Raw genomic sequence first — 22,225 nt, 5'->3', positions numbered from 1 at the left:
GGGTGGACGGGGGGTGGATGGGGGTGGACACGCAGCGTCATGGGAAGCGGGACTGATCTGCCGGCTGGGGTGGCCGGCGCCTGTGTCGCCGCAGGGGCTCAGGGGGGCCTTGTTCCCGCCTGATCATCCTCGTACAGTCCGTTACGTAAGGTTCGCCGAATAGATCGAATGTTTCGGGTGACCACCCGCATCCCGGGGCGGCGGCGGATCGGCAACGTCCTCGATCGCCGGGGTCGCTCGGCGCCCGATCCGGCACACGGACCGCCCCGGACGCCACGGGCCCCCTTCCTCGGTCGCCCTGAGCGGCGCCCCGAACCGCCGTGTCGCCGCCCGCTCGGACGCCGTGACAGGCCCCGTGAGGGCCCGGCACCACGACGTCGAGGTGCTGGGGGAGAGGCGAGCGTGATCGCCCGGACCGGGCCGGTGCGGCAGTTCCTCGCGCGGCGTGGCCGTCGAGATCCGCACCGACCTCCTGCTGCCCCCAACGGGCCCGCGGCAGCCGTGCATTGGCCTGCCCGACCTGCTCACCCCCGGCGCCGACGGTGTCCCCTCGGCCGAGCGCGACGGCCGCCGTCTCTCCAGGCGGGGGCCGGAGGGCTTCACATGCCGGGCGTTCGGAATGGACGCCAGTGAGGGGGCCGTGGCCTCCGACTGGTTCGACTCCTCAACATTCCCTGTGTACAAGGGGTTGCCACCCTTTGGCAGCTGTCTCTAGGGTGCGGCAGCAGCGAAGCTTTCTGGATCAACTCCGAAACTTTCGGACCGCAGGACGGACAAGGACGGCTCCGTCCCGTACCCAAGGAGCGCATCATGGGCGACCCGGCACTGTCCCGCCGTGGTTTTCTGGCGGCATCCGCCGCGGCCGGTCTGGGCATGACGACACTGACCGGCTGCGGCGGCGACTCGGACGGAGGATCGTCCGACGGGACGACCACGGTGGAGTGGTGGAACATCTCCACCACCGAGCCGGCGAAGAGTGTCTGGGCGGCCCTCGCCAAGAAGTTCGAGGCCGCGAACCCCAAGGTCAAGATAAAGATCGTCCAGCTGGAGAACGACGCCTACAAGTCGAAGATGACGGCGCTGACCGCCTCCGGGAAGCTTCCCGACATCTTCCACACCTGGGGCGGCGGCGTCCTCAAGCAGCAGGTCGACGCGGGGCTCGTCGAGGACCTGACCGACCGGACCAAGCCGTGGGCCGACGGTCTGCTGAAGGTCACCAAGGAGCCGTACATCCTCGACGACAAGGTCTACGGCATCCCGTTCGACATGGGCATGATCGGCTTCTGGTACAACAAGGCGCTCTTCAAGCAGGCCGGCGTCAGCGAGCCGCCCACCACCTGGGGCGGGTTCCTGGAGGCCGTGAGCAAGCTGAAGTCCAAGAACATCACGCCCATCGCCCTCGCAGGCAAGGAGAAGTGGCCCGGCATGTACTACTGGGCCTACCTCGCGATGCGCACCGCCGGCATCGACGCCCTCCAGAAGGCCAGTGAGGACAAGGACTTCACCGCTGCGGGGTTCGTCGAGGCCGGCCGGCACCTCAAGGAACTCGTGGACCTCCAGCCCTTCCAGAAGGGGTTCCTCAACGCCGCCTACTCCACACCCACCGGCCAGGCGGCCGCCGTCGGCAACGGCAAGGCGGCCATGGAACTCATGGGCCAGTGGGCCCCGTCCGTGCAGGCCGACTCCGGTAAGGGTCTCGGCGACGACCTGGGTTTCTTCCCCTTCCCCGCGGTAGAGGGCGGCAAGGGCGCCATCACCGAGGTGTTCGGCGGAGGCGGCGGACACGCCCTGCGCCGGGGCGCCCCGCAGGCGGCGGTCGACTTCCTGAAGTTCTTCGCCTCCGAGGCCACCGAGCTGGAACTGGTCAAGAAGACCAGCATCCTTCCCGTGCTCCCGAACGCGGAGAAGGCCATGACCGACCCCAACCTCAAGCTCGTACAGGCGCAGTTGAAGGCCGCCACCGGCTTCCAGCTCTATCTCGACCAGGCGTACGCGCCCGCCGTGGGCCAGGAGGTCAACGACAGCGTGGCCGCGCTGATCGCCGGCTCCAAGTCCCCGGAGCAGGTCGCCCAGTCGATCACGCAGACCGCGAAGGAAGAGCAGTAGCCCGCGATGACCTCCACGTTCCTCGCAGACAAGCGGAGCGGTCCGGGCACCGATCTCCCGCCCCCGGAATCGGTCAGGGCCCGGGGGCGGGGCCGGCGGCGCGTAACGCACTGGCTGACCGCGGTCAGTTTCCAACTGCCCGCCCTGGTGCTGTTCATCGGCATGGTCCTGCTGCCGATGCTGTTCGCGCTGTACGCCGCCTTCTTCCGCTGGGGCGGCTTCGGCATGCCCTCCGACTACATCGGCACGGACAACTTCACCCAGCTCTTCGACAACCCCGTCTTCCTGGGCGACCTGTGGCGCTGCCTGGTCCTGGTCGTGCTGTCCCTCGCGTTCCAGCTGCCGTTCGCGCTCGCCATGGCGGTCCTGCTCAACCAGAAGCTGCGCGGCAGAGCCGTCTACCGGATGCTGTTCTTCGCGCCCTACGTCCTGTCCGAGGCGATCACCGGTGTGCTGTTCAGCATGGTCTTCGCCCCGGACTCCGGACTCGCCGACCACATCTTCGGCGCGATCGGCCTGGACGGCGTGGGCGGGCTGTGGTTCGCCGATCCCTCCTACGTCATGGCGACGCTCTTCCTGGTCATGATGTGGAAGTACTTCGGCTTCCACATGATGCTCTACCTGGCCGGACTCCAGTCCATCCCACGGGAGTTGACCGAGGCGGCTCTCATCGACGGCGCCAGCGCCTGGCAGCGGTTCCGCAACGTCACCCTGCCGCTGCTCGCGCCCACCCTGCGGATCAGCATCTTCCTGTCCGTCATCGGCTCGATCCAGCTCTTCGACCTGGTGTGGGTGGTCACCCAGGGCGGCCCCGACCACCACTCCGAGACCATGGCCGTGACCATGTTCCAGTACGGCTTCAAGCGCTACCAGGTCGGCTACGCCAGCGCGATCAGCGTGGTCATGTTCGGCATCTGCCTCGTCTTCGCCCTCGCCTACCAGCGGTTCGTGCTCCGCCGCGACCTCGAAGGGGCCACCACGACGATGAGGGGGGACGGCAAGTGACCGCCCGCAAGACCACCGCACGAACCCTGCCCCTGCACGTGATCCTCGTCGCCGTCGGCGCGGTGATGGTCGTACCCCTGGTGTACGCCGTCCTGTCCGGGTTCAAGTCCACCGACGAGCTCTCCAGCAACCCCTTCGGGCTGCCGGAACACTGGCGGACCGGCAACTACACCGACATCCTGGCCGGCGGGGACTTCTGGCGGCTGCTCGGCAGCAGCACGCTGATCGCGGTCGGTACGACGGTGCTGGTGGTCGCCGCGTCCGCGCTGGCCGCGTTCTCCTTCGCGAGGTTCGCCTTCCGGGGACGGGAGGCACTGTTCACGCTCTTCACGATGGGGCTGATGTTCCCCTTCGCGGTGGCGGTGCTGCCGCTGTTCCTGTTGCTGCGCTCGCTCGGCCTGCTGGACAATCCGCTGGGCGTGATCCTTCCGCAGGCCGCCTTCGGGCTGCCGATGACGATCATCATCCTGCGCGCCTTCTTCCGGGAGATCCCCGGTGAGCTGGAGGAGGCGGCCACGCTCGACGGGTGCAGCCCCTTCGGGTTCTTCTGGCGCGTCCTGCTGCCGATGGCACGGCCCGCGCTCGGCACCGTCTCGGTGCTCGCCGTCGTCACCAGCTGGAACAACTTCATGCTGCCGCTGCTGGTGTTCACCGACAACACGTGGTGGACGCTCCCCATCGGTGTGCAGCAGTTCCAGGGCCAGTACTCCGCGGAGTACGCCCGCGTCTTCGCCTATCTCGTCCTGGCGATGGTTCCCGCCCTCGCCTTCTACTCGGTCGCCGAGCGCCAGCTCGTCGGCGGCCTCACCGCCGGTGCCACGAAGGGCTGACCCCGGCGCTTCGAAAAGTACGGCTCACCCCGCCCGCACGTGAGGAGTCGCACCATGCGCAAGAACCGTCTCAGACTCGCCGGAGTCCTGGCCGCAGTGGTGGTCGCGGCCGCCGCTCCCACCGCACAGGCCCACGGCAAACCGTCCACCCTCGCCGACCTCGCCCAGCGCCACGGCCGCTACTTCGGCAGCGCCACCGACAACCCCGAACTCGTCGACGGGCCGTACAAGAAGATCCTCGGCAGCGAGTTCGACCAGATCACGCCGGGCAACGGCATGAAGTGGTACGCCACCGAACCCGAGCAGGGGGTCTTCGACTGGACCAACGGCGACGAGATCGTGAACCTCGCCCGCGCGAACCACCAGAAGGTGCGCGGCCACACCCTCGTGTGGCACAGCCAGTTGCCCGACTGGATCACCTCGCGCGAGTGGACGGCGGCCGAGCTGAGGCCCGTACTGAAGAAGCACATCCAGACCGAGGTACGGCACTACCGGGGCAAGGTCTTCGCCTGGGACGTCGTCAACGAGGCCTTCAACGAGGACGGCACCTACCGCGAGACCGTCTTCTACAAGACCCTCGGCCCCGGCTACATCGCCGACGCCCTGCGCTGGGCCCGCCAGGCCGACCCCAAGGTCAAGCTCTACCTCAACGACTACAACATCGAGGGGATCGGGGCGAAGAGCGATGCCTACTACACCCTGGCCAAGGAGCTGAAGGCGCAGGGCGTTCCGCTCGACGGCATCGGTCTCCAGGCCCACCTGGCGCTCCAGTACGGCTATCCGACCACGCTGGAGGACAACCTCCGCCGCTTCTCCAAGCTGGGCCTCGACACCGCGCTCACCGAGGTCGACATCCGGATGATCCTGCCCGCGACCGAGGAGAAGCTGGCCCAACAGGCCCAGTGGTACGCCGACTTGACCGATGCCTGCCTTGCGGTGCGGCGGTGTGTCGGCATCACCATCTGGGACTACACCGACAAGTACAGCTGGATACCCGCCTTCTTCGAGGGCCAGGGGGCCGCGCTGCCCTGGGACGAGCAGCTCCAGCCGAAGCCGGCGTACTACGCGATCCGGGCGGCGCTGAAGTAGGGGGCGGCGGGGACTGCGGCGACGCCCGTCGGCTCGTCGGCGCGCGCTGCCGCCGGGCCCTGACGGGAGAAGCCCGCTCCGGGCGGCTCGGATCGGCCGCCCCGGTGGCCGGTTCGGGCCGCTCGGCCGCCGCCTGCCGGGGCCGCGGTGGGCCGGCCACCGGGACGCCGGCCGCCGCCGACGTGGGTGGCGGTGGGCCGAGCTCGCGGGTCGGCTCTCTGGGGGCGTCTCTCCGAGATGGGGGTCGCGTTGCCGGGGCGCGCGGGTGCTGGGCCGAGCTTGCGGGCCGGCTTCCTGGGGCGTCTCTCCGAGACGGGGGCCACGTCGCCGGGCCGTGGGTGGTGGTGGGCCGAGTTTCCGGGCCGGCTTCCTGGAGGCGTCTCTCCGAGATGCGGGCCGCGTCGACCGGGTGGTGGTGGGCCGAGTTCCCGGGTCGGCTCTCTGGAGGCGTCTCTCCGAGACGGGGGCCGCGTCGACCGGGTGGCGGTGGGCCGAGTTCCCGGGTCGGCTCTCTGGGGGCGTCTCTCCGAGACGGGGGCCGCGTCGCCAGGGGCGCGGGTGGCCTCGGGTGGTGCGCCCGAGGGAGGGCCTGCTCGCGGGTCCTGTCGGTGGTGCGGGCCCGGCGCGCGTGCTCGTGTCTGCCGGGATGGCGGCCCGATCCACCGGACGGGCCGTGATCCGTCAGCGGATGGCCGGTGGTGCGGTGCTTGATCGCACCACCAACTCCGTGCCCAGCTCCACGCGCGGTGAGTCCGGGCGTTCGCCGCGGGCCAGTTTGAGGACCGTGCGGACGGCCAGCTTGCCCATGTCGGCGAGCGGCTGGCGCACGGTGGTCAGCGGGGGCGCCGACCAGCGGACTTCCGGAAGGTCGTCGAAACCCACCACGCTCATGTCCTCCGGCACCCTCAGCCCGCGTCTCCTCAGCGCCTCGATCGCGCCGAGGGCCATCTGGTCGCTGGCCGCGAAGAGGGCGGTCGGCGGCTCGGGCAGCTCGAGGAGCTTCTCGCAGCCGGCGAAGCCGGACTCCGGGTGGAAGTCGCCGGGTACGACGAGGGACTCGTCGAGGGTGAGCCCGGCGCCCTCGAGAGCGGCGCGGTAGCCGTCGTAGCGGGCCCGCGAGCACAGCAGCCGGGGCGGCCCCGCGATCAGCCCGATCCTGCGGTGGCCCAGCGACAGCAGGTGCTCGGTGGCCGCGAGCCCTCCCGACCAGTTGGCGGCGCCGATGGTGGGGGCGTCCAGTGCGGGGGAGCCGGCCGGGTCGACGACCACGAGCGGGACGCCCAGGGCGCGCAGTTCGTCGTGGAGAACCGTGTCCAGCGCCGAGGTGACGAGGACGACCCCGTCCGAGGCGCGGGCGCGCAGGTTGCGCATCCATTCGCGTGCGTCGCCCGAGCGGCCGTGGATCGCGGAGACGACGGTGCCGACGCCCTCCGCGTGGGCGACCTCCTCGACACCGCGAATGATCTCCACGGCCCAGGGGCTGTCGAGGTCGTTGAAGACCAGGTCGAGCAGGGCGGCGCGGGTGCCGGGGGCCGCGGGGCGCTTGCGGTAGCCGTACTGCTGGAGCAGCTCCTCGACGCGGGCGCGGGTGTGCGGGGACACGTCCGACCGGCCGTTGACCACTCGGGACACCGTCGGCACCGAGACCCCGGCCTGCCGGGCGATCTCCGTGATGGTGACCCTGCCCCGGGGCTCGGCGTCGGCCTTGCCTGCTGTCACTTGCCCACCTCCGCGTCAAAGCCTCGAAACTTCCAGGAGTCTTCCGGAAAAGTAGGGTCATACACAAGGCGTCACAGGGAGTGATCGCCGTGGGACATACGTCGGGGCCGGTGCGCAGACAGTCGCTGCGAGCCGGCCCCTCAGGTCTCCGGACGGTACGGCGGCCGCCCGGGCGTTTTCAGGCGGCTGCCACCGCGAGCGGGCGGTGCGGGGCGATGACCCGGCCGTCGGGCAGGAGCTCACCGGTGTCCTCGAAGAGCAGAACGCCGTTGCACAGCAGGCTCCAGCCCTGCTCCGGGTGGTGCGCCACGAGGCGGGCGGACTCCCGGTCGGCGGAGGCGGCGGTGGGACACGGTGGCTGGTGCTGGCACATTGGTGGGATCTTTCGCTGTGTTGTGGTCATGACGTCCCCCGTTGCGATAACTCAGTCGGAACCCAGTGTTGCCCTACGGGCGTCAATCCGCAGGTATTTCGCATCACCACTTCTTCACAGGTTGGAGACGCGTCACCCGGCCGGACGGTTCATCCCAACTGCACTGTCCCTTCGGATGGTTCGCAGTGGCCGGATAGGGCTAGTCCACCTGGAGTCAGACCCGAGTTCGGCTCGTCCGAGCAATTGTGCGCTCGTACGAGCAAATGGTCTTCTGTGTGATCCCTGGGGATTTTGTACGACCCTAATGGCACCGGAAACGGAGTCGTACCCCGCTACCCGGAATTCGGGGCGGGGTACGGGGGTGGTGGGCGATGCGTGCGGACGAGGATTCAGGCGGGCGAGCCCAGCAGTGGGGCCGGAGTCACCCGATGGGCCAGTACCGGGAGCAGTTCCGCTGCCCGGTGCGGACGGTGGGCGGCGATGCCGGGCGGAGCCGGTGCCAGTGGGACGAGCAGGTCGGTGGCGGCGAGGCGGCCCGTGGCGGCGTCCGCCGCGCAGTCGCCGTGCAGCCACAGCGCGAGCATGTACAGGCCCGGGATCGACAGCAGACGCGGCTGATACGGCTGCTGCATCACCTCCGCCTGACGCAGTGCCCGCTCGGTGGACGCGATGTAGGGGCCCTCGAAGAAGTGCGAGAACGCCCAGCCGTCCGGGGTCAGCATGGTCTCGGCCGCGGCCACCGAGCGATCGCCGCAGCGGACCAGGAAACGCCACCCGGTCAGCCGGGTGGCGGTGCCGTCCAGGACGTGTACGGGTAGGGGGAGCTCGGGTGTGACGGGTCCCTGGGCGCGGAGCAGGGAGGGAGTCCGGGCCTCGCGGACCGCGGTGGGCGAGGCGAGTGCGGTGAGGACGGAGCGAAGTGCTGGGGCGGGAGCCGGGGGGACATGCAGCGGCATGGTGGGTCGCCTCTCATTCGACAGGCACGGTGGCGCGAGGGCGGGGGCGGACGGCGCTGTCAGCTCACGAAGGTCAGAGAGGCGGGGGCCGGGGTCCGGTGACGCGGGTGCGGGTGAGGACTGCGGTACGTCACCTGACGGCAGGATCCAGGACCGCGGGTGCCAACTCTCTGCCTTGTTCGCGAAGTTTATACGACATGTGTTCAGACAGTGTTTCGTCTAGCCGCTTCCATCGCACGGGGCAAGGGGCCATTCGGTCGGCGATACGCGAAAATGATCCCGATACCGTGACTCTTCGCGGCGGTGACCTCGGGAAATGTGCGGGAAGTGGTCGGCCAATTCTCGTCGGCGTTTTTCACGAGTTCTTCGGGGCACTCGAAACTGCTGAGTGCTCCATGCCGAGTGAATGTGCCACCGGTCACTTCCGACAGGGTAGCGCGCTCGGGGCCGACGCGGGACGTTACCGATCGTTCCGGCTGGGCATCATCCCACCTGACTCATGACGCATCGAGGAGGGACCCTTCGATGGGGGAGAAGGTCGTGGCAGGCCGGTTCGACCTGTCCGATCGCCAGCGCTACCGCGACAAGCTCCGCAGGTGCCTGACGGGGCTGGAGCGGCTCCTGGCGGAGCAGCGGTTCGATCGTCCCCAGAACCTGATGGGGCTGGAGATCGAATTGAATCTGGTCGGCACCGACGGTATGCCGAGAATGCTGAATGGAGAGGTCCTCGAACGCATCGCAAGCCGAGATTTCCAAACAGAACTCGCCATGTTCAACCTGGAAGTCAACATAGCCCCACACAGGCTGGGCGGCAGGGTATTCGACCGGCTCGCCGAGGAACTGCGGACCTCGCTGGCGTATGCCGACCGCAAAGCGGGCGAGGTCGACGCGGGAATCGTGATGATCGGCATTCTGCCTACCCTGGACCGGGACGACCTGGTCTCCTCCAACCTGTCCGACGTCGACCGCTACACGCTGCTCAACGACCAGATCGTGGCCGCCCGCGGTGAGGACTTCGTCCTCGACATCGACGGGGTGGAACGCCTCACCTGCACCTCGAAGTCGATCGCCCCGGAGGCCGCCTGCACCTCTGTGCAGCTGCACCTCCAGGTCACGCCGGGACGCTTCGCCGACGTGTGGAACGCCGCGCAGGCGGTGGCCGGCGTGCAGATAGCCGTCGGCGCCAACTCGCCCTTCCTCTTCGGGCGTGAGCTGTGGTGCGAGTCCCGTCCGCCGCTCTTCCAGCAGTCCACGGACACCCGTCCGCCGGAGCTGCAGGCCCAGGGGGTGCGGCCGCGCACCTGGTTCGGGGAGCGGTGGATCTCCTCGGCGTACGACCTGTTCGAGGAGAACCTGCGCTACTTCCCGGCCCTACTGCCGATCTGCGACGAGGAGGACCCGCTGGAGGTCCTCGACCAGGGCGGGGTGCCCTCCCTCGCCGAGCTCGTCCTGCACAACGGCACGGTGTACCGCTGGAACCGGCCCGTCTACGGCATCGCCGACGGCGTCCCGCACCTGCGCGTCGAGAACCGCGTGCTGCCAGCCGGCCCCACCATCACGGACGTCATCGCCAACGCGGCCTTCTATTACGGCCTCGTCCGCGCCCTCGCCGAGGAGCCGCGGCCGGTGTGGACCAGGCTGCCCTTCGAGGCGGCCGCGGCCAACTTCGACGCGGCCTGCCGGTACGGCATCGACGCGCGCATGGTCTGGCCCCGGCGCGGTCGTCACGGCGGCACGGTCGAGGTCGACGCGGTCACCCTCGTACGCGACGAACTGCTGCCGCTCGCCGACGCGGGCCTCGCCGGGTGGGGCGTCGAGCCCGCCGACCGGGAGCTCTACCTCGGGGTGATCGAGGAGCGGTGCCGACGCCGGGCCAACGGGGCGTCCTGGCAGGCGGCGACGTTCCACCGGGCACTGGAGGCGGGACTGTCGCGCGATGCGGCGCTGGCGGCCACGACGCGGCGGTATGGCGAGCTGATGCATCTGGGAGAGCCGGTGCACACCTGGCCGGTGGGGTTGCCGGAGCCGGTGCCGCTGGGGTGAGGGCCTGGGGGACGCGCGGGGTCAGTCGCTGACGCTGCCGCCCTGGGCGCCCGCGGCCACGATCGCGTTCAGGATCACCGTGTGGATCTGGGCGGGGTTGTTGACCTGTTGGCCGGAGCCGCCGGTGGCCTCGGCGAGCTGCTCGGCCTCCGCGCGGTCGGCGTCGGGGCCCACCGCGATCACGATCAGGGGGACCGGGCGTTCGGGGCTGGAGAGTTTCTCCAGTTCGGAGACCAGCGCCCCGCGCGAGATGCTGCCGGGGTCCTGGTTGACGCCGTCGGTCAGGACGACCAGCGCGTTGAACTTGCCCTCGGCGTAGGAGGAGGTCGCCGCCTTGTACGCGGCGAGCGTGGTGTCGTACAACCCCGTCGCTCCGCCCGGCACCGGCTCCAGGCCGCCGAACGCCGCCGACAGCCGCTCTCGTTGGGTGCCGGCCCCGTCCGCGCTGTCGCCCAGACGCTCCGTCGGTACCAGGACCTTGTAGTCCTTGTCGCCGTCGAGCTTGGTGGAGAACTCCCACAGGCCGATCTCGTCCTCCTGGGTGAAGGTCGCGAGGGCCTGGAGGAGGGACGCCTTGGTGACGTCCATCCGGGAGCGGCCGGTGCCCGGCACGGCCTCCGACATGGAGGAGGACGCGTCCACGACCGTGGTGATCCGCGCACTCTGCACGGTGATCGTCCAGGTGCCGAGGGCCTCCTGGAGCGCCGCCGCCGAGGCGGGCTCGCCGGCGGGTTCCGTATACGGCTGCGGCACCTCGCCACCGGCCTTCGCGACCAGCGTCTTCGACACCTGGTCGTCGGAGGTGCGGAATCCCCGGTCCGTCAGCAGCTGTTCCTGCTCGGGCTTGCGCAGGTACGTCATGAAGCGGATCGCCGCACGGCTCTCGTCGGTGGTCAGCCGTGTCTCGTCGACCAGCGCGTAGGGGTAGTCCAGCCGCGGTGAGCCGTCCTTGGGATAGAAGAAGTCCAGACCGTCCCCGGACTCCGCAGAGGAGTTGTGGGCGAAGGCCGCCTGCTCGGACAGAACCAGCGCCTGATTGCGCTTCGGATTGCCCTGCTCGGTGCCCGAGGCGTCCCGCGGCAGCGTCTCCACGAGCTGGCCGTCGCTGTCGGAGATGCGCTGCGAGAGCGCCTTCATCATGGCCGCGGCCCGCGTCTCCCCACCCGCGGTCTGCCCCGCCGCACTCGTGAGCCGGGTGAGGGCGAGCAGCCCGGTCGCGCTGCGCGCGGGGTCGGCGGCGCCCAGCTTGAGGGAGTCGTCCTGCAGGGTGGCGCCCGCCAGTTCGAGCCAGGCGTACGTCTTCTTCGGCCAGCCCAGCGACTTCGCGGCGGTCGGCACCATCGCCATCCCGACCGGGCTGGAGGCCACGTTGCCGACACGGGCCACCTCCGTCGCGTCGCCGTCGGCGGAGATCTGCTCCACCCACACGTCCGAGTCCGGCACCCACACCTGCACACCGGGGTCCTTGCCGGCCGCGAGCGTGTCCCTGACCTTGTACGACTCGCGCGCGGTCACCGTGATGTCGACGCAGCGTCCGTCGGAGGTGAGGTTCTCGTCGTGGGCCCGCTCGGCAGCGCTGCGCAGGGCGGGGGCGACGTCGGGGGAGGCGGCGAGCTCGAGCCGTACCGCATCGTCCCGGCAGGAGGAGCCGAAGGAGAGCAGACCGCCCTGGACGGCGGCGGCCGTCCCGCCGGCGACGGTCAGGACGAGCACCGTCGCGATGGCCACGGTACGGCGGCGCGCGCGTGGGCGGGGGTCGCTGCCGCCCGCCCCATACTGATCGGGCAAGCTGTGACGTCCCATGGCGGTGGTGCCCTCCCCTGTCGATCTCCGTGCCGACACGGCCGTGTATGGCAGGAAAGAGGGAGGCACGCCCCCGTACGGCGTCCGTCCCCCCGACGGCCTTGCGCACGATCTTCGTCACTTCTTTCGAAGGACCCTAGCGGGGCGGGGATACGGATGAGGCTGGATTACTCAACTGGAGGCAGGTGTGCAGGCGGAGGAAGGGGCAGTGGCCGATTCTTTTCCGCAGAAGGCGCTCTCACGGAGGTTTTTCCGTGATGAGACGCTGCTCGTTCTGGGGCTTTCGCTCGGTGCGAGTGGTGTGTCCGCGCTGATCAGTTTTGTCGGATCGGTCACCAAACCAGGGGGTCTCAAGGATCAGGCGGCGACCCTCAACGCCTCGGCCGCGCCGGGCCGTCCCTGGCTGGATCTCGCCTGGCAGCTCTTCGGGATCGCGTCGGCCCTGGTGCCGGTACTGCTCGTCGCGCACCTCCTGCTGCGCGAGGGGCAGAGCCTGAGGACCCTCGGCTTCGACCGCACCCGGCCCGGGCTCGACCTCGCCCGCGGGGCCGGGATCGCGGCCGTGATCGGCAGCACCGGTATCGCCTTCTACCTGGCCGCGCGTGGTCTGGGCTTCAACCTCACCGTGGTGCCCGAGGCGTTGCCCGACGTGTGGTGGAAGTACCCCGTGCTGATCCTCTCGGCGATGCAGAACGCGATCCTCGAAGAGGTGATCGTCGTCGGCTATCTGCTGCGCCGGCTCCACCAGTTGGGCTGGACCCCGGGCACCGCGCTGGTGGCCAGTTCCGTGCTGCGTGGCAGCTACCACCTCTACCAGGGCATCGGCGGCTTCATCGGCAACATGGTGATGGGCGTGGTGTTCGTCTACCTGTACCGCCGGTGGGGGCGCGTGGGCCCCCTGGTGGTGGCGCATTCCCTGCTCGACATCGGGGCGTTCGTGGGCTACGCCCTCCTCGCGGGGAAGGTGGGCTGGCTGCCGACCGCGTGATCAGGCGAGCAGCTCGCCCTCGATGACCGTGACCGCACTGCCCGTCAGCAGCGTGCGCCCGCCGCGCAGCCCGGTGCGGACCCGGCCGGACCGGGGCGAGGCCTGCAGCCCGGTGAGATCCGTACGGCCGAGACGCTCCGACCAGTAGGGGGCCAGAGCGGTGTGGGCGCTGCCGGTGACCGGGTCCTCGTCGATGCCGACGTTCGGGAAGAAGCAGCGGGAGACGAAGTCGTAGCCCAGGTCCGGGTTCTCGGCGCGGGCGGTGGCGATGACGCCGCGCTCCGAATAGGCGGCCAGGGCCTTGAGGTCGGGGCGCAGGGCGTGGACGGTCTTCTCGTCGGCCAGTTCAAGCAGCAGGTCACCGATGTTCGGGCCGGTGTCGAAGGCGGTGAGCGGCTCGGCGCCCAGCGCCTCGGCGACCCCCTCGGGAAGTTCGACCGGGGTCAGCGGGGCCGTCGGGAAGTCCAGGGTGATCGAGCCGTCCTCGCCCGGTGTCGCGATGAGGACACCGCTGCGGGTGGCGAACCGCACCGGGCCCTCGTGCGCACCCGTGCTGTACAGGACGTGGGCCGTGGCGAGCGTCGCGTGGCCGCACATGTTCACCTCGGTGGCGGGCGTGAACCAACGCAGCGCCCAGTCGGCCTCGCCGTCCCCGGGGAGCCGGTGGGCGAAGGCCGTCTCGGCGTGGTTGACCTCCAGTGCGATGTTCTGGAGCCGGTTGTCGTCCGGGAAGGCGTTGTCCAGGAGCAGGACGCCCGCCGGGTTGCCGGTGAAGGGGCGGGCGGTGAAGGCGTCGACGATTCGGATGCGCATGGCCCGACGGTACGAGACGATCTTGCGGCCTGGACAAGGCCAATCCGGGGTCACTGGACCGTTTTCCGTGCGAACACCGAGGTCCTCGTGATCGGCGGCCCGCGGCTGCGCGGGCGTCGAGGCGGCCCGGATCGACGCGGCTGGGCGCAGCGTGACGCCGGCGAGCGGCGGCACGGTCGGCCACTGCTCGGCGTGCTCGCCCGGATGTCGTCCTGACCTGCTTCATCGCGGGGTCCGCAACCCGGAGAACGTGGGAGTCGCCCCCTGCCCATTGCGCTCTCGGCGGCGAGCATCCATTATCAGGAATCCTGTTAGTTTAACCTTGCAGCGATGGGTGTTCAGTCATGGCGTTCAGCCCCCGAATCCAGGCCAGAGGGATCCAGCTCCTGCTCGGTCGCGTGATGTCCCGCGTACACAAGGACCTGCGCTTCACCGACGTCCCGGCGCGCACCGAGAGCCTTCGGGTGGAGACCGGTGCCGGACCGGTGACGTGCACCGTCTACCGTCCGCCGGTCGCCACGGACACCCCCGCCCCCGTGTACGTCAACTTCCACGGCGGCGGGTTCGTGGTCGCCCGGCCCGAGCAGGACGACCACATCTGCCGCTACATAGCCGCCACGGCCGGTTGCGTCGTGATCAACGTCGACTACGCGGTCTCGCCGCAGCGGCCGTTCCCCACACCCGTCACCCAGGCCTACGACGTCACCGCGTGGGTCGCCGAGAACGGCGCCGCCGGTGGCTGGGACGGTTCGCGGCTCGCCGTGGGCGGACACAGTGCCGGGGCCAACCTGACCGCCGCGGTTTGCCGCCTGGCCAGGGAAAGCGGCACCTTCTCGCCCCGGCTTCAGATCCTCGACTCGGCGCCGCTGGACCAGGTGGCTGATCCGGCCACCAAGCGGTCCCTCATCGACAAGCCGCTGCTCACTCCGCAGATCATGCGGATCTTCACCGCCGCCTATGTCCCCGATCCCGCCGACCGCGCCCGCCCCCTCGCCTCGCCCGGCCTCGCCGACGACCTCGCGGGTCTTCCTCCCGCCCTGGTCATCACCGCGGAGAACGACCGCCTGCGCGACGAGGGGGACGCCTACGCCAAGGCTCTGGAGGCCGCCGGCGTCCCGGTCACCCACCGCGTCTTCGAGGGCGTCGACCACTACTTCACCCACACCGGCCCGGCAGCGGCCGGTAAGGAGGCCATCGACCTGATGGCCACCGCGTTGCGTGATGCCTTGAGGTGACCTTCCCGTCCTTTTCGGGCTCTGGCACGGGCGACTCCTGAGCCGTCCATGTAGTCGCGGGCTCGCGTGATCGGTCCATTGCGGACGTGGAGTGCTCGGGAGCTGTTTGCCGAGGAGGGATTACTTCGACTCGAAGCCGCTGACGGCAGCCGATCACATCCGTTTCGCCCTCGGCCGGCAGACCGTCGGCGTCGGTGGCGCTTCGCTGTGTGAGGCCCCTGCCGATCGCGTCACCGCGGCTGCCGGTAGCGCCGCTTCAGACGTTCTGAGACCTGCAGGGAGAGTTGTCACCCAAGGACGGTCGTGAGCAGGGAGCCGGACAAGAGTTTCAGTGGCGAGCCTAGTTGTCACAGAACGGTTCCAGGCTGAGGGCGGCATGCGGCAACGCGTCCCTGACTTCCTTGCGGTGACGCGGGGTGGTCGCTGGCTGATCGATGTTCACATGGCGGACCGTACGGATCAGGATGACCTCCTGCGTTTCGCTGCCACACAGGAGTGCCCTCATCTCCTGGACGTCCCCAGCCGCTTGGCGCGTCCAGTCGGCGACTGGCACTTTCCCTGATTCCGGATGAGGAAGCCTTGGGCGGAATTCCTATGTGCGCTGATGGGGTACGGGGAGGTGTCCGGCGAAGAAGGAGGCCATGTCGCCGAATCCGAATTCGGCTTGTACTCCATGGCCCGTGGCGTCCCTGTAGTGCCGAGCCGCAGCGGTGCCCTGCCCGGCGAGGCGCCCACCGTCCAGGAGGGCGTCCGCCGCCAGGTCGCCGCGCCGGGCGGCGTTGATGAACCCGTGGCGGTAGCCGTCGAGGAGGTACAGCTCGCTTTTCGCGCCCGCCGCGACGAGTGTCAAGTGCACGATTTTCGTTTGAAGACTTGTGAAGCCGTTGCGCGCCGTCCCGACTGGGTCATGACGATCGGGCTGGCAGGGAGTGTGGGGCGCGGAGCACGCTGAGGTGCGCGGATAGCGCTGCGTGGTGGTCAGCGAGCCGTGGCCAGCGATCCGACGTAGGACATGGACCTGCACTCCCGCGTCGGCAAACCAGGTCAGTCCCGTGTGACGGAGGTCGTGGCGGCGCAGGTGCTCGTAGCCGAGCTTGGTGACCACGGCGTCCCAATGGGTGGCTTCGCGCAGGACGGCGGTGGAGATGCGTCCGCCGCGCGGGCCAGTGAAGAGTCGGGCATCGGGATCGGGGCCTGCGCACAGGATGCGCTGGGCGACGAGGGGGCGGATCTCCTCGACGATGGGAACATTGCGGGCGTGCTTGCCTTGGTGCCCTTGTCGGTGAGTCCGCCGGGTGCGGGTGTGGTCTGACGCCGCACGGTCCAGATCCACTGGCCGGCGTCGATGTCACCGACGCGGCATCCGGACGCCTCGCCGATCCGGGCGGCGGTGCCCGCGGCGAAGAGGAAGACGTCTCCCCATCCGCGGTAGTCGTCGTGGGTGGCGGCCACGAGTGCGTCGGCCAGTCGGACGAGGGTCTCCCAGTCGGGTAGGGCGAGGCCGCGTGGGTCGGCGGGGTTGACCTTGATGATGCCGTCGCCGACTGCCTGAGCACGGCGCTGTGCAGGGCACCGATGACAGCAATGGCCACACCTAGTAACTGTCGTCAACTCTCGGTGCCGAGTGGCGCTGAAAAGTGACAACTCTCGCTGAGAGTCTCAACTCGGTTCACCGACGGGTCTTGCCATGCGATCGGTTCCGATATATCGTTGAAGCATCGCGACAGATCAACGATGGAATGGAGTGATTGTGATGCGTTCCCACGGATTCGAGCGTGGACATGGTGGAGCCGGTCGTAGGGGCCGTGGTGGTCCCGAGAGCCTGCGAGGTGCCTTCGGGCCCTTCGGTCCGGGCGGTCCCGGTGGCCCCGGCTTCGGAGGGCCGGGCTTCGGCCCCGGGCCCTGGGGGCCGAGGGGGCGGGGTGGACCCAGGGGGAGGGCGCGGCGCGGAGACGTGCGGGCCTCGATCCTGGCCCTGCTCAAGGACCGGCCCATGCACGGTTACGAGATGATCCAGGAGATCGCCGAGCGCAGCGGCGGGGCGTGGAAGCCCAGCCCCGGCTCGGTGTACCCCACCCTCCAGTTGCTGGAGGACGAGGGGCTGATCGCCAGTGAGAGCGAGGGCGGCAAGAAGCTGTTCGCCCTCACCGAGGCCGGCCGTACCGCGGCCGACGAGGGCCCCGACGCCCCATGGGAGGAAGCCTCCCGTGGCATCGACTTCGAGGCGCTCGGCGAGATCCGGCAGGCCGGCTTCGGTCTGATGGAGGCCTTCGGCCAGGTCTGGAAGACCGGCAGCAAGGAACAGCGCGAGAAGGCGCTGGCCGTCATCAACGAGGCCCGCAAGAAGCTGTACCTCATCCTCGCCGACGAGGACTGAGCCGAGGCCGGGCAGTCGTACGGCGATCAGAAGGCGCCCCGTGGAGCGATCCGCGGGGCGCCTTCCTGTGGCGGCGCACATGTGCAGCGCTCACTTGTGCGGTGCTCACTCCACCAGTCCGGCCAGCTTCCGCAGCGACTCGTTCAGCGCGGCCGTCCCCGAGTCCTTCAGCTTGCCGGCCATCAGCGAGACGGCGGCGCCCGTGAACTCGCCGTCGATGCGGACCGTGGTGGCGTCGCCGTCGGGGGTCAGGGTGTAGCGCGTGGCGACGCTCACCGCCATCGGACCCTTGCCCCGGATGGCGAACAGCCGGGCCGGCTCCACCTGGTCGATCGTCCACTCGACCTCGGCGGGGAAGCCCATCAGCTTCATGTTCTCCTGGAAGGTTCCGCCCGGTTCCAGAACCGTCGGGCCGCCCTTGGGGAAACTGGTGTGGGTCGCGTTCCACTCCCCGTACGCGGACCAGTCGGTGAGCTGGGCCCAGACCTTCTCCGCGGGTGCAGAGATGCGTGCCTCCGCGCTGATTTCCGCCATGCGGCCACCTCTTCGTGTCGGGCTGTGGTGTCGCGGAAAGTAGCCGCAGGGGGCGCAACATTCAATACTGATGAACCGTCAGAAAGCGTGGAGGTGCATTCAGCCCACCTGACGTACGCCTACCGGGGCGGAAAGCCTTGATCTCATCCGTAAGGAGGAGATTCCGGCTCGGGGGTCCGCTCTCCGTGGGACGCAAAGATGCTTCCCCTCGGGGATGACCCGATGCGGTGGGGCTGATGAGGTGGGGGATGTGCACCCCCGTATCCCCCGGCAGTCGGCCCGCGAACAGAGCGGCCCGCCGCCGGTCAGTCCGGACGGCGATGTCAGGCTCAGCGCGGACCTGACAGCGGTGGTGTCCGGTGCCCGCAGGCGCGCGCTGAGGGACGGGGACCGGCAGATCGACACGGCCCATCTGCTGCACTCACTGCTGGACGCCGACGCCGAGGCGTACGCCGTCTTCGACGCGGAACCGCAGTTGCCGCGGCTCCTCGGTTATCTGGTGCAGCGCAGCATCGGCTACGGACTGCGCTGGCAGGGCAGCATCGAGGACTCCGGCGCCGTCCCCGTCGTCACGACGACCGAGGGCCTCTCACCGCTCGCCGCGGGCGCGATGGAATACGCCTGCGCCCGGGCCGAGCACCGCGCCGACGGACCCGCCCGCGGGATCGATCTGCTCGCGGCGATCCTGGTGGACCCCGAGTCCCGGGCCGTCGAGGTGCTGACCCGGGCGGGAATCGACGCCCGTGCCGTGTCAGCGCGGATCGACGACCGTCTGCCCGGAGGGCTGTGGGGCGGCCCGCCACGGTCCAGCCGCTGAGACAGGAGTCATCGGGGGTGACGCTCATGTCCTGCCCTGTCATCATGGGCCGGTGCATACGTCTGAGAGCAGCAGGGCCAGTGAGGGCAAGGGCGTCGGACTCGGTCTCGCGCTGGTGTCCGCGCTCGCCTTCGGCGGATCCGGGGTGGCGGCCAAGCCGTTGATCGAGGCGGGCCTCGATCCGCTGCACGTGGTGTGGCTGAGGGTGGCGGGCGCCGCCCTGGTGATGCTGCCGCTCGCCGTCCGCCACCGCGCGCTGCTGCGCAGCCGTCCCGCCCTGCTCGCCGGCTTCGGGCTGCTCGGCGTGGCCGGCGTGCAGGCCTTCTACTTCGCCTCGATCTCCCGCATCCCCGTCGGTGTCGCCCTGCTCGTCGAGTACCTCGCCCCCGCCCTGGTGCTCGGCTGGGTGCGGTTCGTGCAGCGACGGCCCGTCACCCGCGCCGCCGCGCTCGGCGTGGTCCTCGCCGTCGGCGGGCTCGCGTGTGTCGTCGAGGTCTGGTCGGGTCTGAGCTTCGACGCCCTCGGACTGCTCCTCGCGCTCGGCGCCGCCTGTTGCCAGGTCGGCTACTTCGTCCTGTCCGACCAGGGCAGCGACTCCGGCGAGGTCCCCGACCCGCTCGGCGTGATCGCCTACGGCCTTCTCGTCGGTACCGCCGTCCTGACCGTCGTGGCCCGCCCCTGGACCATGGACTTCTCCGTCCTCGCGCAGCGCGCCGACATGAACGGCACCCCGGTCGCGGCCGGTCTGCTGCTCGGCTGGATCGTGCTGATCGCCACCGTCCTCGCCTACGTCACCGGCGTGGTGTCGGTGCGCAGGCTCTCACCGGCGATAGCCGGGGTCGTGGCCTGTCTCGAAGCGGTCGTCGCGACCGTCCTCGCCTGGGTGCTGCTCGGCGAACACCTGTCGGCACCGCAGATCGTGGGCGGCGCGGTCGTCCTGCTCGGCGCCTTCATCGCTCAGTCCTCGACCCCGGCCAAGGGTTCCTTGGAACCGGTCGCGACCGGTGGCGCCGAAAGTCGGTTGCCCGCCCGGGAGAACGCCGCCTAGGCTCCCGGCCCATGCACACGCGCACGTTCATCGTTTCTCCGCCGGCCGTCTGAGGCGGGCCCTCCGGAGACCACGCCCGGCCATGCCGCCGGGCTGAACGGTGCTGCCCGCAGACGAAGTCCGCGGACCCCGCCACCGAGCGGGCGTCCTCTTCCGAACTTCCGCGCCTCGGCGCATCTGCGGAGAGAACACGTGTCGCATGCTTCTTCAGGCCTGCCCGTCGGGCGAGGCCTCATCTATCTGATCGTCGCCGGTACCACCTGGGGCACTGCGGGAGCGGTCGCCTCGCTGGCCTACCGGACCAGCGACCTGGGCCCGGTGTCCCTGTCCTTCTGGCGCTGCACGGCCGGACTGGCGGTGCTGCTCGCCGTCCGTCCCGTACGGCCACGCGCGCGTACGGCCGTCTCGGAACCGCTCGGCCGCAAAGCCCTGCGGGTCGGTGCGTCAGGCGTCTGTCTCGCGGTGTTCCAGACCGCCTACTTCGCCGCCGTACGGTCCACCGGGCTCGCCGTGGCCACCGTCGTCACCCTCGGCGCCTGCCCCGTGCTCATCGCGCTCGGGGCACGCCTCGCCCTGGGGGAGCGGCTCGGGCGCAGCGGAGTCGTCGCCGTCACCGGAGCCCTCGCCGGACTCGCGGTGCTGACGCTGGGCGGCGCGGAGGCTTCCGTACGCCCCATGGGCGTGCTGCTCGGGCTGCTCTCGGCGGCCGGCTGCTGTGTGATGACCCTGATCACGCGCGCGGCCCGGGCGGAGTCCGCCGGGACGTCCGTGGGGGTGTTCGCGGTCACCAGTCTCTGCCTGCTGCCCCTGGCGCAGGCCGAGGGCCTGGTCCCGCACACGGCCCAACCGGCTCTGCTCCTGGTCCTGTTGGTCTACTTGGCGACCGTCCCCACGGCTCTCGCCTACGCCCTCTACTTCGCTGCCGCCGCGGTCGTCCGCTCCACCACCGTCTCCGTGATCATGCTGCTCGAACCGGTGAGTGCGGCGGTGCTGGCCGTGGTGCTGTTCGGCGAGCGCCTCACTCCGACCACCGTCGTCGGCACCTTGCTGATGCTGGGCGCGGTCGCGGGGCTCGCGGTGACGGAGGCACGTGTGCCCGCATGACGAACCGAAGGGGCCCTTCTGCCCGAAGGGCCCCTTCGCTCAGGCCCGCCGCCGAAGCAGGTGCTCGCGCGCCGCCGCGTCCCCGGGGCCGTCCCGCTCCGCCAGCCCGTCCGCGATCCGGTCCTGCACCTGAACCGTGCGCTTGCCGGCGTACTTGAACTTCGCCCGCACACCGGTCACTTCGAGCCGCAGTCCGCGAATCCCCGGCAGCTGCCTCCCGAACGGCACCTCGTCCGCCGCCACCCGCGCGGTGCCGCCCTCCGGCTGGAAGTGACCGACCTGATGGTTCAGGAGTACGGCCTTCTCGTCCGGGTCGTCCACCACGTGGGCTCGGCAGCGCAGTTGGACCGCCGCGTAGAGGCTCGTGGGCGTGCCGTGCTCGGACGGTACGTCCGGGTCGGCCTGCCACGGGCCCGGGACGTACGCGTAGTCGTCGACCACGCTCAGTACGACGTCGGGGCACGCCTCCAGTGCGCCCCACAGCGGGTTGGGCCGCGCGAGGTGTGTCAGGGCCTCGCCCCGCGAGGGGTCGTAGGCGAAGTGCAGCGGCTGGACGAACGGGGGCTCGCCGACAGGGCCGTTGACGGCGAGCTGCCCGAAGTCGTGGACGGACAGCCACTGCTGCCACTCGGCGTCGTCGCGGGCCGCGTCCCAGGGATGGATCAGCATCACAGCACCGCCAGGTAGTCCGGGACCTCGGTGCCGGGGGCCAGGCCGCCGTCGGCGACCGGGGTGCCGTAGCCCTTGCGCAGCGGGACCACACCGGCCCAGTGGGGGAGGGCGAGGTCCTCGGGCTCGTCGTTGACCCCGCCGGTGCGGAGCTTGGCCGAGACCTCGTCCAGGTCGAGGCGGATGACGGCGGTGGCGGCCAGTTCCTTCTTGTTGGCGGGGCGGGAGTCGAGAGCGCGACCCGGCACCACATGGTCGACCAGCGCGTCGAGGGCGAGGCGCTTCTCCTCGGGGTCCGTGACGTCGTACGCGAGTCCGTGCACCACCACGGACCGGTAGTTGATCGAGTGGTGGAAGGCGGACCGGGCCAGGATCAGCGCGTCGACGTGCGTCACCGTCAGGCAGACCGGCAGGCCCGGGTCGGCCTGGCCGGTCATCCGCAGCGGGCGCGAACCCGTCGAGCCGTGGACGTAGAGCCGCTCGCCCACCCGGCCGTACAGCGTGGGCAGGACCACCGGGGCGCCGTCCCGGACGAAGCCGAGGTGGCAGACGTAGCCCTCGTCGAGTATCGAGTGCACCAGTTCCCTGTCGTACGAGGCCCGGTTGGGTGAGCGTGTCGGGACGGTGCGGTCGGTCGGCGCGTAGGCGGTCGGCTCCGGCGTGGTCGCGGTGGTCCCCTGCATTGCGTTCTCCATTGCACTAGTGCATAATCTGCT

Annotated in this window: 20 protein-coding genes and 1 pseudogene; 11 read left to right on the top strand and 10 right to left on the bottom strand. The window is 70.0% G+C overall.

The window, feature by feature from the left end; genetic code table 11:
* Positions 1 to 810: 810 nt before the first annotated feature.
* The 4 genes from RNB18_RS42460 (at position 811) to RNB18_RS42445 (ending at position 5,030) form a co-directional block, all read left to right on the top strand.
* Entirely contained in the window at positions 811 to 2,106 is a 1,296-nt protein-coding gene (locus tag RNB18_RS42460; protein ID WP_311719458.1) for an extracellular solute-binding protein, read from the top strand.
* A gap of 6 nt (positions 2,107 to 2,112) precedes the next feature.
* A complete protein-coding gene (locus RNB18_RS42455) occupies positions 2,113 to 3,111 on the top strand; it encodes a carbohydrate ABC transporter permease (RefSeq protein WP_311719457.1) in 999 nt (332 codons plus the stop codon).
* A 65-nt stretch (positions 3,112 to 3,176) separates the two neighbouring features.
* On the top strand, positions 3,177 to 3,941 hold the full coding sequence (locus RNB18_RS42450) for a carbohydrate ABC transporter permease (protein ID WP_387727365.1): 765 nt from the start codon (positions 3,177 to 3,179) through the stop codon (positions 3,939 to 3,941).
* A 54-nt stretch (positions 3,942 to 3,995) separates the two neighbouring features.
* Entirely contained in the window at positions 3,996 to 5,030 is a 1,035-nt protein-coding gene (locus RNB18_RS42445) for an endo-1,4-beta-xylanase (protein WP_311719456.1), read from the top strand.
* 681 nt (positions 5,031 to 5,711) lie between these two features.
* Here RNB18_RS42445 and RNB18_RS42440 read toward each other — a convergent pair.
* From RNB18_RS42440 to RNB18_RS42430, 3 genes are all read right to left on the bottom strand, one after another.
* Complete coding sequence (locus RNB18_RS42440) at positions 5,712 to 6,749, bottom strand: LacI family DNA-binding transcriptional regulator (RefSeq protein ID WP_311719455.1); 1,038 nt, start codon at positions 6,747 to 6,749, stop codon at positions 5,712 to 5,714.
* Positions 6,750 to 6,927: 178 nt separating this feature from the next.
* Positions 6,928 to 7,122 carry a DUF5999 family protein gene (locus tag RNB18_RS42435; RefSeq protein ID WP_057610513.1) on the bottom strand — a complete coding sequence of 65 codons (195 nt, stop codon included), beginning with the start codon at positions 7,120 to 7,122 and terminating at the stop codon, positions 6,928 to 6,930.
* A 389-nt stretch (positions 7,123 to 7,511) separates the two neighbouring features.
* Positions 7,512 to 8,078 carry a hypothetical protein gene (locus RNB18_RS42430; protein ID WP_311719454.1) on the bottom strand — a complete coding sequence of 189 codons (567 nt, stop codon included), beginning with the start codon at positions 8,076 to 8,078 and terminating at the stop codon, positions 7,512 to 7,514.
* A 525-nt stretch (positions 8,079 to 8,603) separates the two neighbouring features.
* Here RNB18_RS42430 and RNB18_RS42425 point away from each other — a divergent pair.
* Positions 8,604 to 10,121 carry a glutamate-cysteine ligase family protein gene (locus tag RNB18_RS42425; protein WP_311719453.1) on the top strand — a complete coding sequence of 506 codons (1,518 nt, stop codon included), beginning with the start codon at positions 8,604 to 8,606 and terminating at the stop codon, positions 10,119 to 10,121.
* Positions 10,122 to 10,142: 21 nt separating this feature from the next.
* Here RNB18_RS42425 and RNB18_RS42420 read toward each other — a convergent pair whose 3' ends face one another.
* Positions 10,143 to 11,924, bottom strand: coding sequence for a substrate-binding and VWA domain-containing protein (locus tag RNB18_RS42420; protein ID WP_311719452.1), 1,782 nt, complete (start codon positions 11,922 to 11,924; stop codon positions 10,143 to 10,145).
* 187 nt (positions 11,925 to 12,111) lie between these two features.
* On the opposite strand from RNB18_RS42420, the gene RNB18_RS42415 reads away from it, so the two are divergent.
* A complete protein-coding gene (locus RNB18_RS42415; RefSeq protein ID WP_311719451.1) occupies positions 12,112 to 12,912 on the top strand; it encodes a CPBP family intramembrane glutamic endopeptidase in 801 nt (266 codons plus the stop codon).
* Here the strand turns inward: RNB18_RS42415 and RNB18_RS42410 are convergent, their stop codons facing one another.
* Complete coding sequence (locus RNB18_RS42410; RefSeq protein ID WP_311719450.1) at positions 12,913 to 13,725, bottom strand: PhzF family phenazine biosynthesis protein; 813 nt, start codon at positions 13,723 to 13,725, stop codon at positions 12,913 to 12,915. It abuts the gene before it with no gap.
* Positions 13,726 to 14,069: 344 nt separating this feature from the next.
* Here RNB18_RS42410 and RNB18_RS42405 point away from each other — a divergent pair, with 344 nt between their 5' ends.
* Complete coding sequence (locus tag RNB18_RS42405; protein WP_311719449.1) at positions 14,070 to 14,960, top strand: alpha/beta hydrolase; 891 nt, start codon at positions 14,070 to 14,072, stop codon at positions 14,958 to 14,960.
* Positions 14,961 to 15,552: 592 nt separating this feature from the next.
* Here the strand turns inward: RNB18_RS42405 and RNB18_RS42400 are convergent.
* Entirely contained in the window at positions 15,553 to 15,810 is a 258-nt protein-coding gene (locus tag RNB18_RS42400; protein ID WP_311719448.1) for a hypothetical protein, read from the bottom strand.
* Between the two features lie 165 nt (positions 15,811 to 15,975).
* A pseudogene (locus RNB18_RS53915) lies at positions 15,976 to 16,293 on the bottom strand (hypothetical protein); the annotation flags it as partial.
* A gap of 420 nt (positions 16,294 to 16,713) precedes the next feature.
* On the opposite strand from RNB18_RS53915, the gene RNB18_RS42390 reads away from it, so the two are divergent.
* Complete coding sequence (locus RNB18_RS42390) at positions 16,714 to 17,337, top strand: PadR family transcriptional regulator (protein ID WP_079077124.1); 624 nt, start codon at positions 16,714 to 16,716, stop codon at positions 17,335 to 17,337.
* A 105-nt stretch (positions 17,338 to 17,442) separates the two neighbouring features.
* Here RNB18_RS42390 and RNB18_RS42385 read toward each other — a convergent pair whose 3' ends face one another.
* Positions 17,443 to 17,871: a type II toxin-antitoxin system Rv0910 family toxin gene (locus RNB18_RS42385; protein WP_306984518.1), complete on the bottom strand. Its 429-nt coding sequence runs from the start codon at positions 17,869 to 17,871 to the stop codon at positions 17,443 to 17,445.
* A gap of 250 nt (positions 17,872 to 18,121) precedes the next feature.
* Here RNB18_RS42385 and RNB18_RS42380 point away from each other — a divergent pair, with 250 nt between their 5' ends.
* From RNB18_RS42380 to RNB18_RS42370, 3 genes are all read left to right on the top strand, one after another.
* Positions 18,122 to 18,688: a Clp protease N-terminal domain-containing protein gene (locus RNB18_RS42380; RefSeq protein ID WP_311719447.1), complete on the top strand. Its 567-nt coding sequence runs from the start codon at positions 18,122 to 18,124 to the stop codon at positions 18,686 to 18,688.
* 52 nt (positions 18,689 to 18,740) lie between these two features.
* The gene (locus RNB18_RS42375) at positions 18,741 to 19,736 is read left to right on the top strand and encodes an EamA family transporter (protein WP_311719446.1); all 996 of its coding nucleotides are present in this window, start codon (positions 18,741 to 18,743) and stop codon (positions 19,734 to 19,736) included.
* Between the two features lie 192 nt (positions 19,737 to 19,928).
* Positions 19,929 to 20,840 (top strand): DMT family transporter, encoded by a 912-nt coding sequence (locus RNB18_RS42370; protein ID WP_311719445.1) that lies wholly within the window; start codon positions 19,929 to 19,931, stop codon positions 20,838 to 20,840.
* Between the two features lie 39 nt (positions 20,841 to 20,879).
* Here RNB18_RS42370 and RNB18_RS42365 read toward each other — a convergent pair whose 3' ends face one another.
* The gene (locus RNB18_RS42365) at positions 20,880 to 21,509 is read right to left on the bottom strand and encodes an FMN-binding negative transcriptional regulator (RefSeq protein ID WP_311719444.1); all 630 of its coding nucleotides are present in this window, start codon (positions 21,507 to 21,509) and stop codon (positions 20,880 to 20,882) included.
* Positions 21,509 to 22,192: a pyridoxamine 5'-phosphate oxidase family protein gene (locus RNB18_RS42360; RefSeq protein ID WP_280856297.1), complete on the bottom strand. Its 684-nt coding sequence runs from the start codon at positions 22,190 to 22,192 to the stop codon at positions 21,509 to 21,511. Before RNB18_RS42360 ends, RNB18_RS42365 begins: the two co-directional genes overlap by 1 nt.
* Positions 22,193 to 22,225: the final 33 nt, after the last annotated feature.

Source organism: Streptomyces doebereineriae, assembly GCF_031845645.1.
GTDB classification, from domain to species: Bacteria; Actinomycetota; Actinomycetes; order Streptomycetales; family Streptomycetaceae; genus Streptomyces; species Streptomyces canus.
The sequence above is the reverse complement of the archived record's forward strand: the minus strand, read 5'-3'. Positions and strand labels throughout refer to the sequence as shown.

Excerpts from the sequence above, each read along its gene's own strand:
- RNB18_RS42390 (WP_079077124.1), top strand. The coding sequence starts at position 16,714 with ATGCGTTCCCACGGATTCGAGCGTGGACATGGTGGAGCCGGTCGTAGG.
- RNB18_RS42430 (WP_311719454.1), bottom strand. The coding sequence starts at position 8,078 with ATGCCGCTGCATGTCCCCCCGGCTCCCGCCCCAGCACTTCGCTCCGTC.
- RNB18_RS42410 (WP_311719450.1), bottom strand. The coding sequence starts at position 13,725 with ATGCGCATCCGAATCGTCGACGCCTTCACCGCCCGCCCCTTCACCGGC.
- RNB18_RS42385 (WP_306984518.1), bottom strand. The coding sequence starts at position 17,871 with ATGGCGGAAATCAGCGCGGAGGCACGCATCTCTGCACCCGCGGAGAAG.
- RNB18_RS42405 (WP_311719449.1), top strand. The coding sequence starts at position 14,070 with ATGGCGTTCAGCCCCCGAATCCAGGCCAGAGGGATCCAGCTCCTGCTC.
- RNB18_RS42435 (WP_057610513.1), bottom strand. The coding sequence starts at position 7,122 with ATGTGCCAGCACCAGCCACCGTGTCCCACCGCCGCCTCCGCCGACCGG.
- RNB18_RS42455 (WP_311719457.1), top strand. The coding sequence starts at position 2,113 with ATGACCTCCACGTTCCTCGCAGACAAGCGGAGCGGTCCGGGCACCGAT.
- RNB18_RS42460 (WP_311719458.1), top strand. The coding sequence starts at position 811 with ATGGGCGACCCGGCACTGTCCCGCCGTGGTTTTCTGGCGGCATCCGCC.
- RNB18_RS42450 (WP_387727365.1), top strand. The coding sequence starts at position 3,177 with ATGGTCGTACCCCTGGTGTACGCCGTCCTGTCCGGGTTCAAGTCCACC.
- RNB18_RS42425 (WP_311719453.1), top strand. The coding sequence starts at position 8,604 with ATGGGGGAGAAGGTCGTGGCAGGCCGGTTCGACCTGTCCGATCGCCAG.
- RNB18_RS42420 (WP_311719452.1), bottom strand. The coding sequence starts at position 11,924 with ATGGGACGTCACAGCTTGCCCGATCAGTATGGGGCGGGCGGCAGCGAC.
- RNB18_RS42360 (WP_280856297.1), bottom strand. The coding sequence starts at position 22,192 with ATGCAGGGGACCACCGCGACCACGCCGGAGCCGACCGCCTACGCGCCG.
- RNB18_RS42445 (WP_311719456.1), top strand. The coding sequence starts at position 3,996 with ATGCGCAAGAACCGTCTCAGACTCGCCGGAGTCCTGGCCGCAGTGGTG.
- RNB18_RS42365 (WP_311719444.1), bottom strand. The coding sequence starts at position 21,509 with ATGCTGATCCATCCCTGGGACGCGGCCCGCGACGACGCCGAGTGGCAG.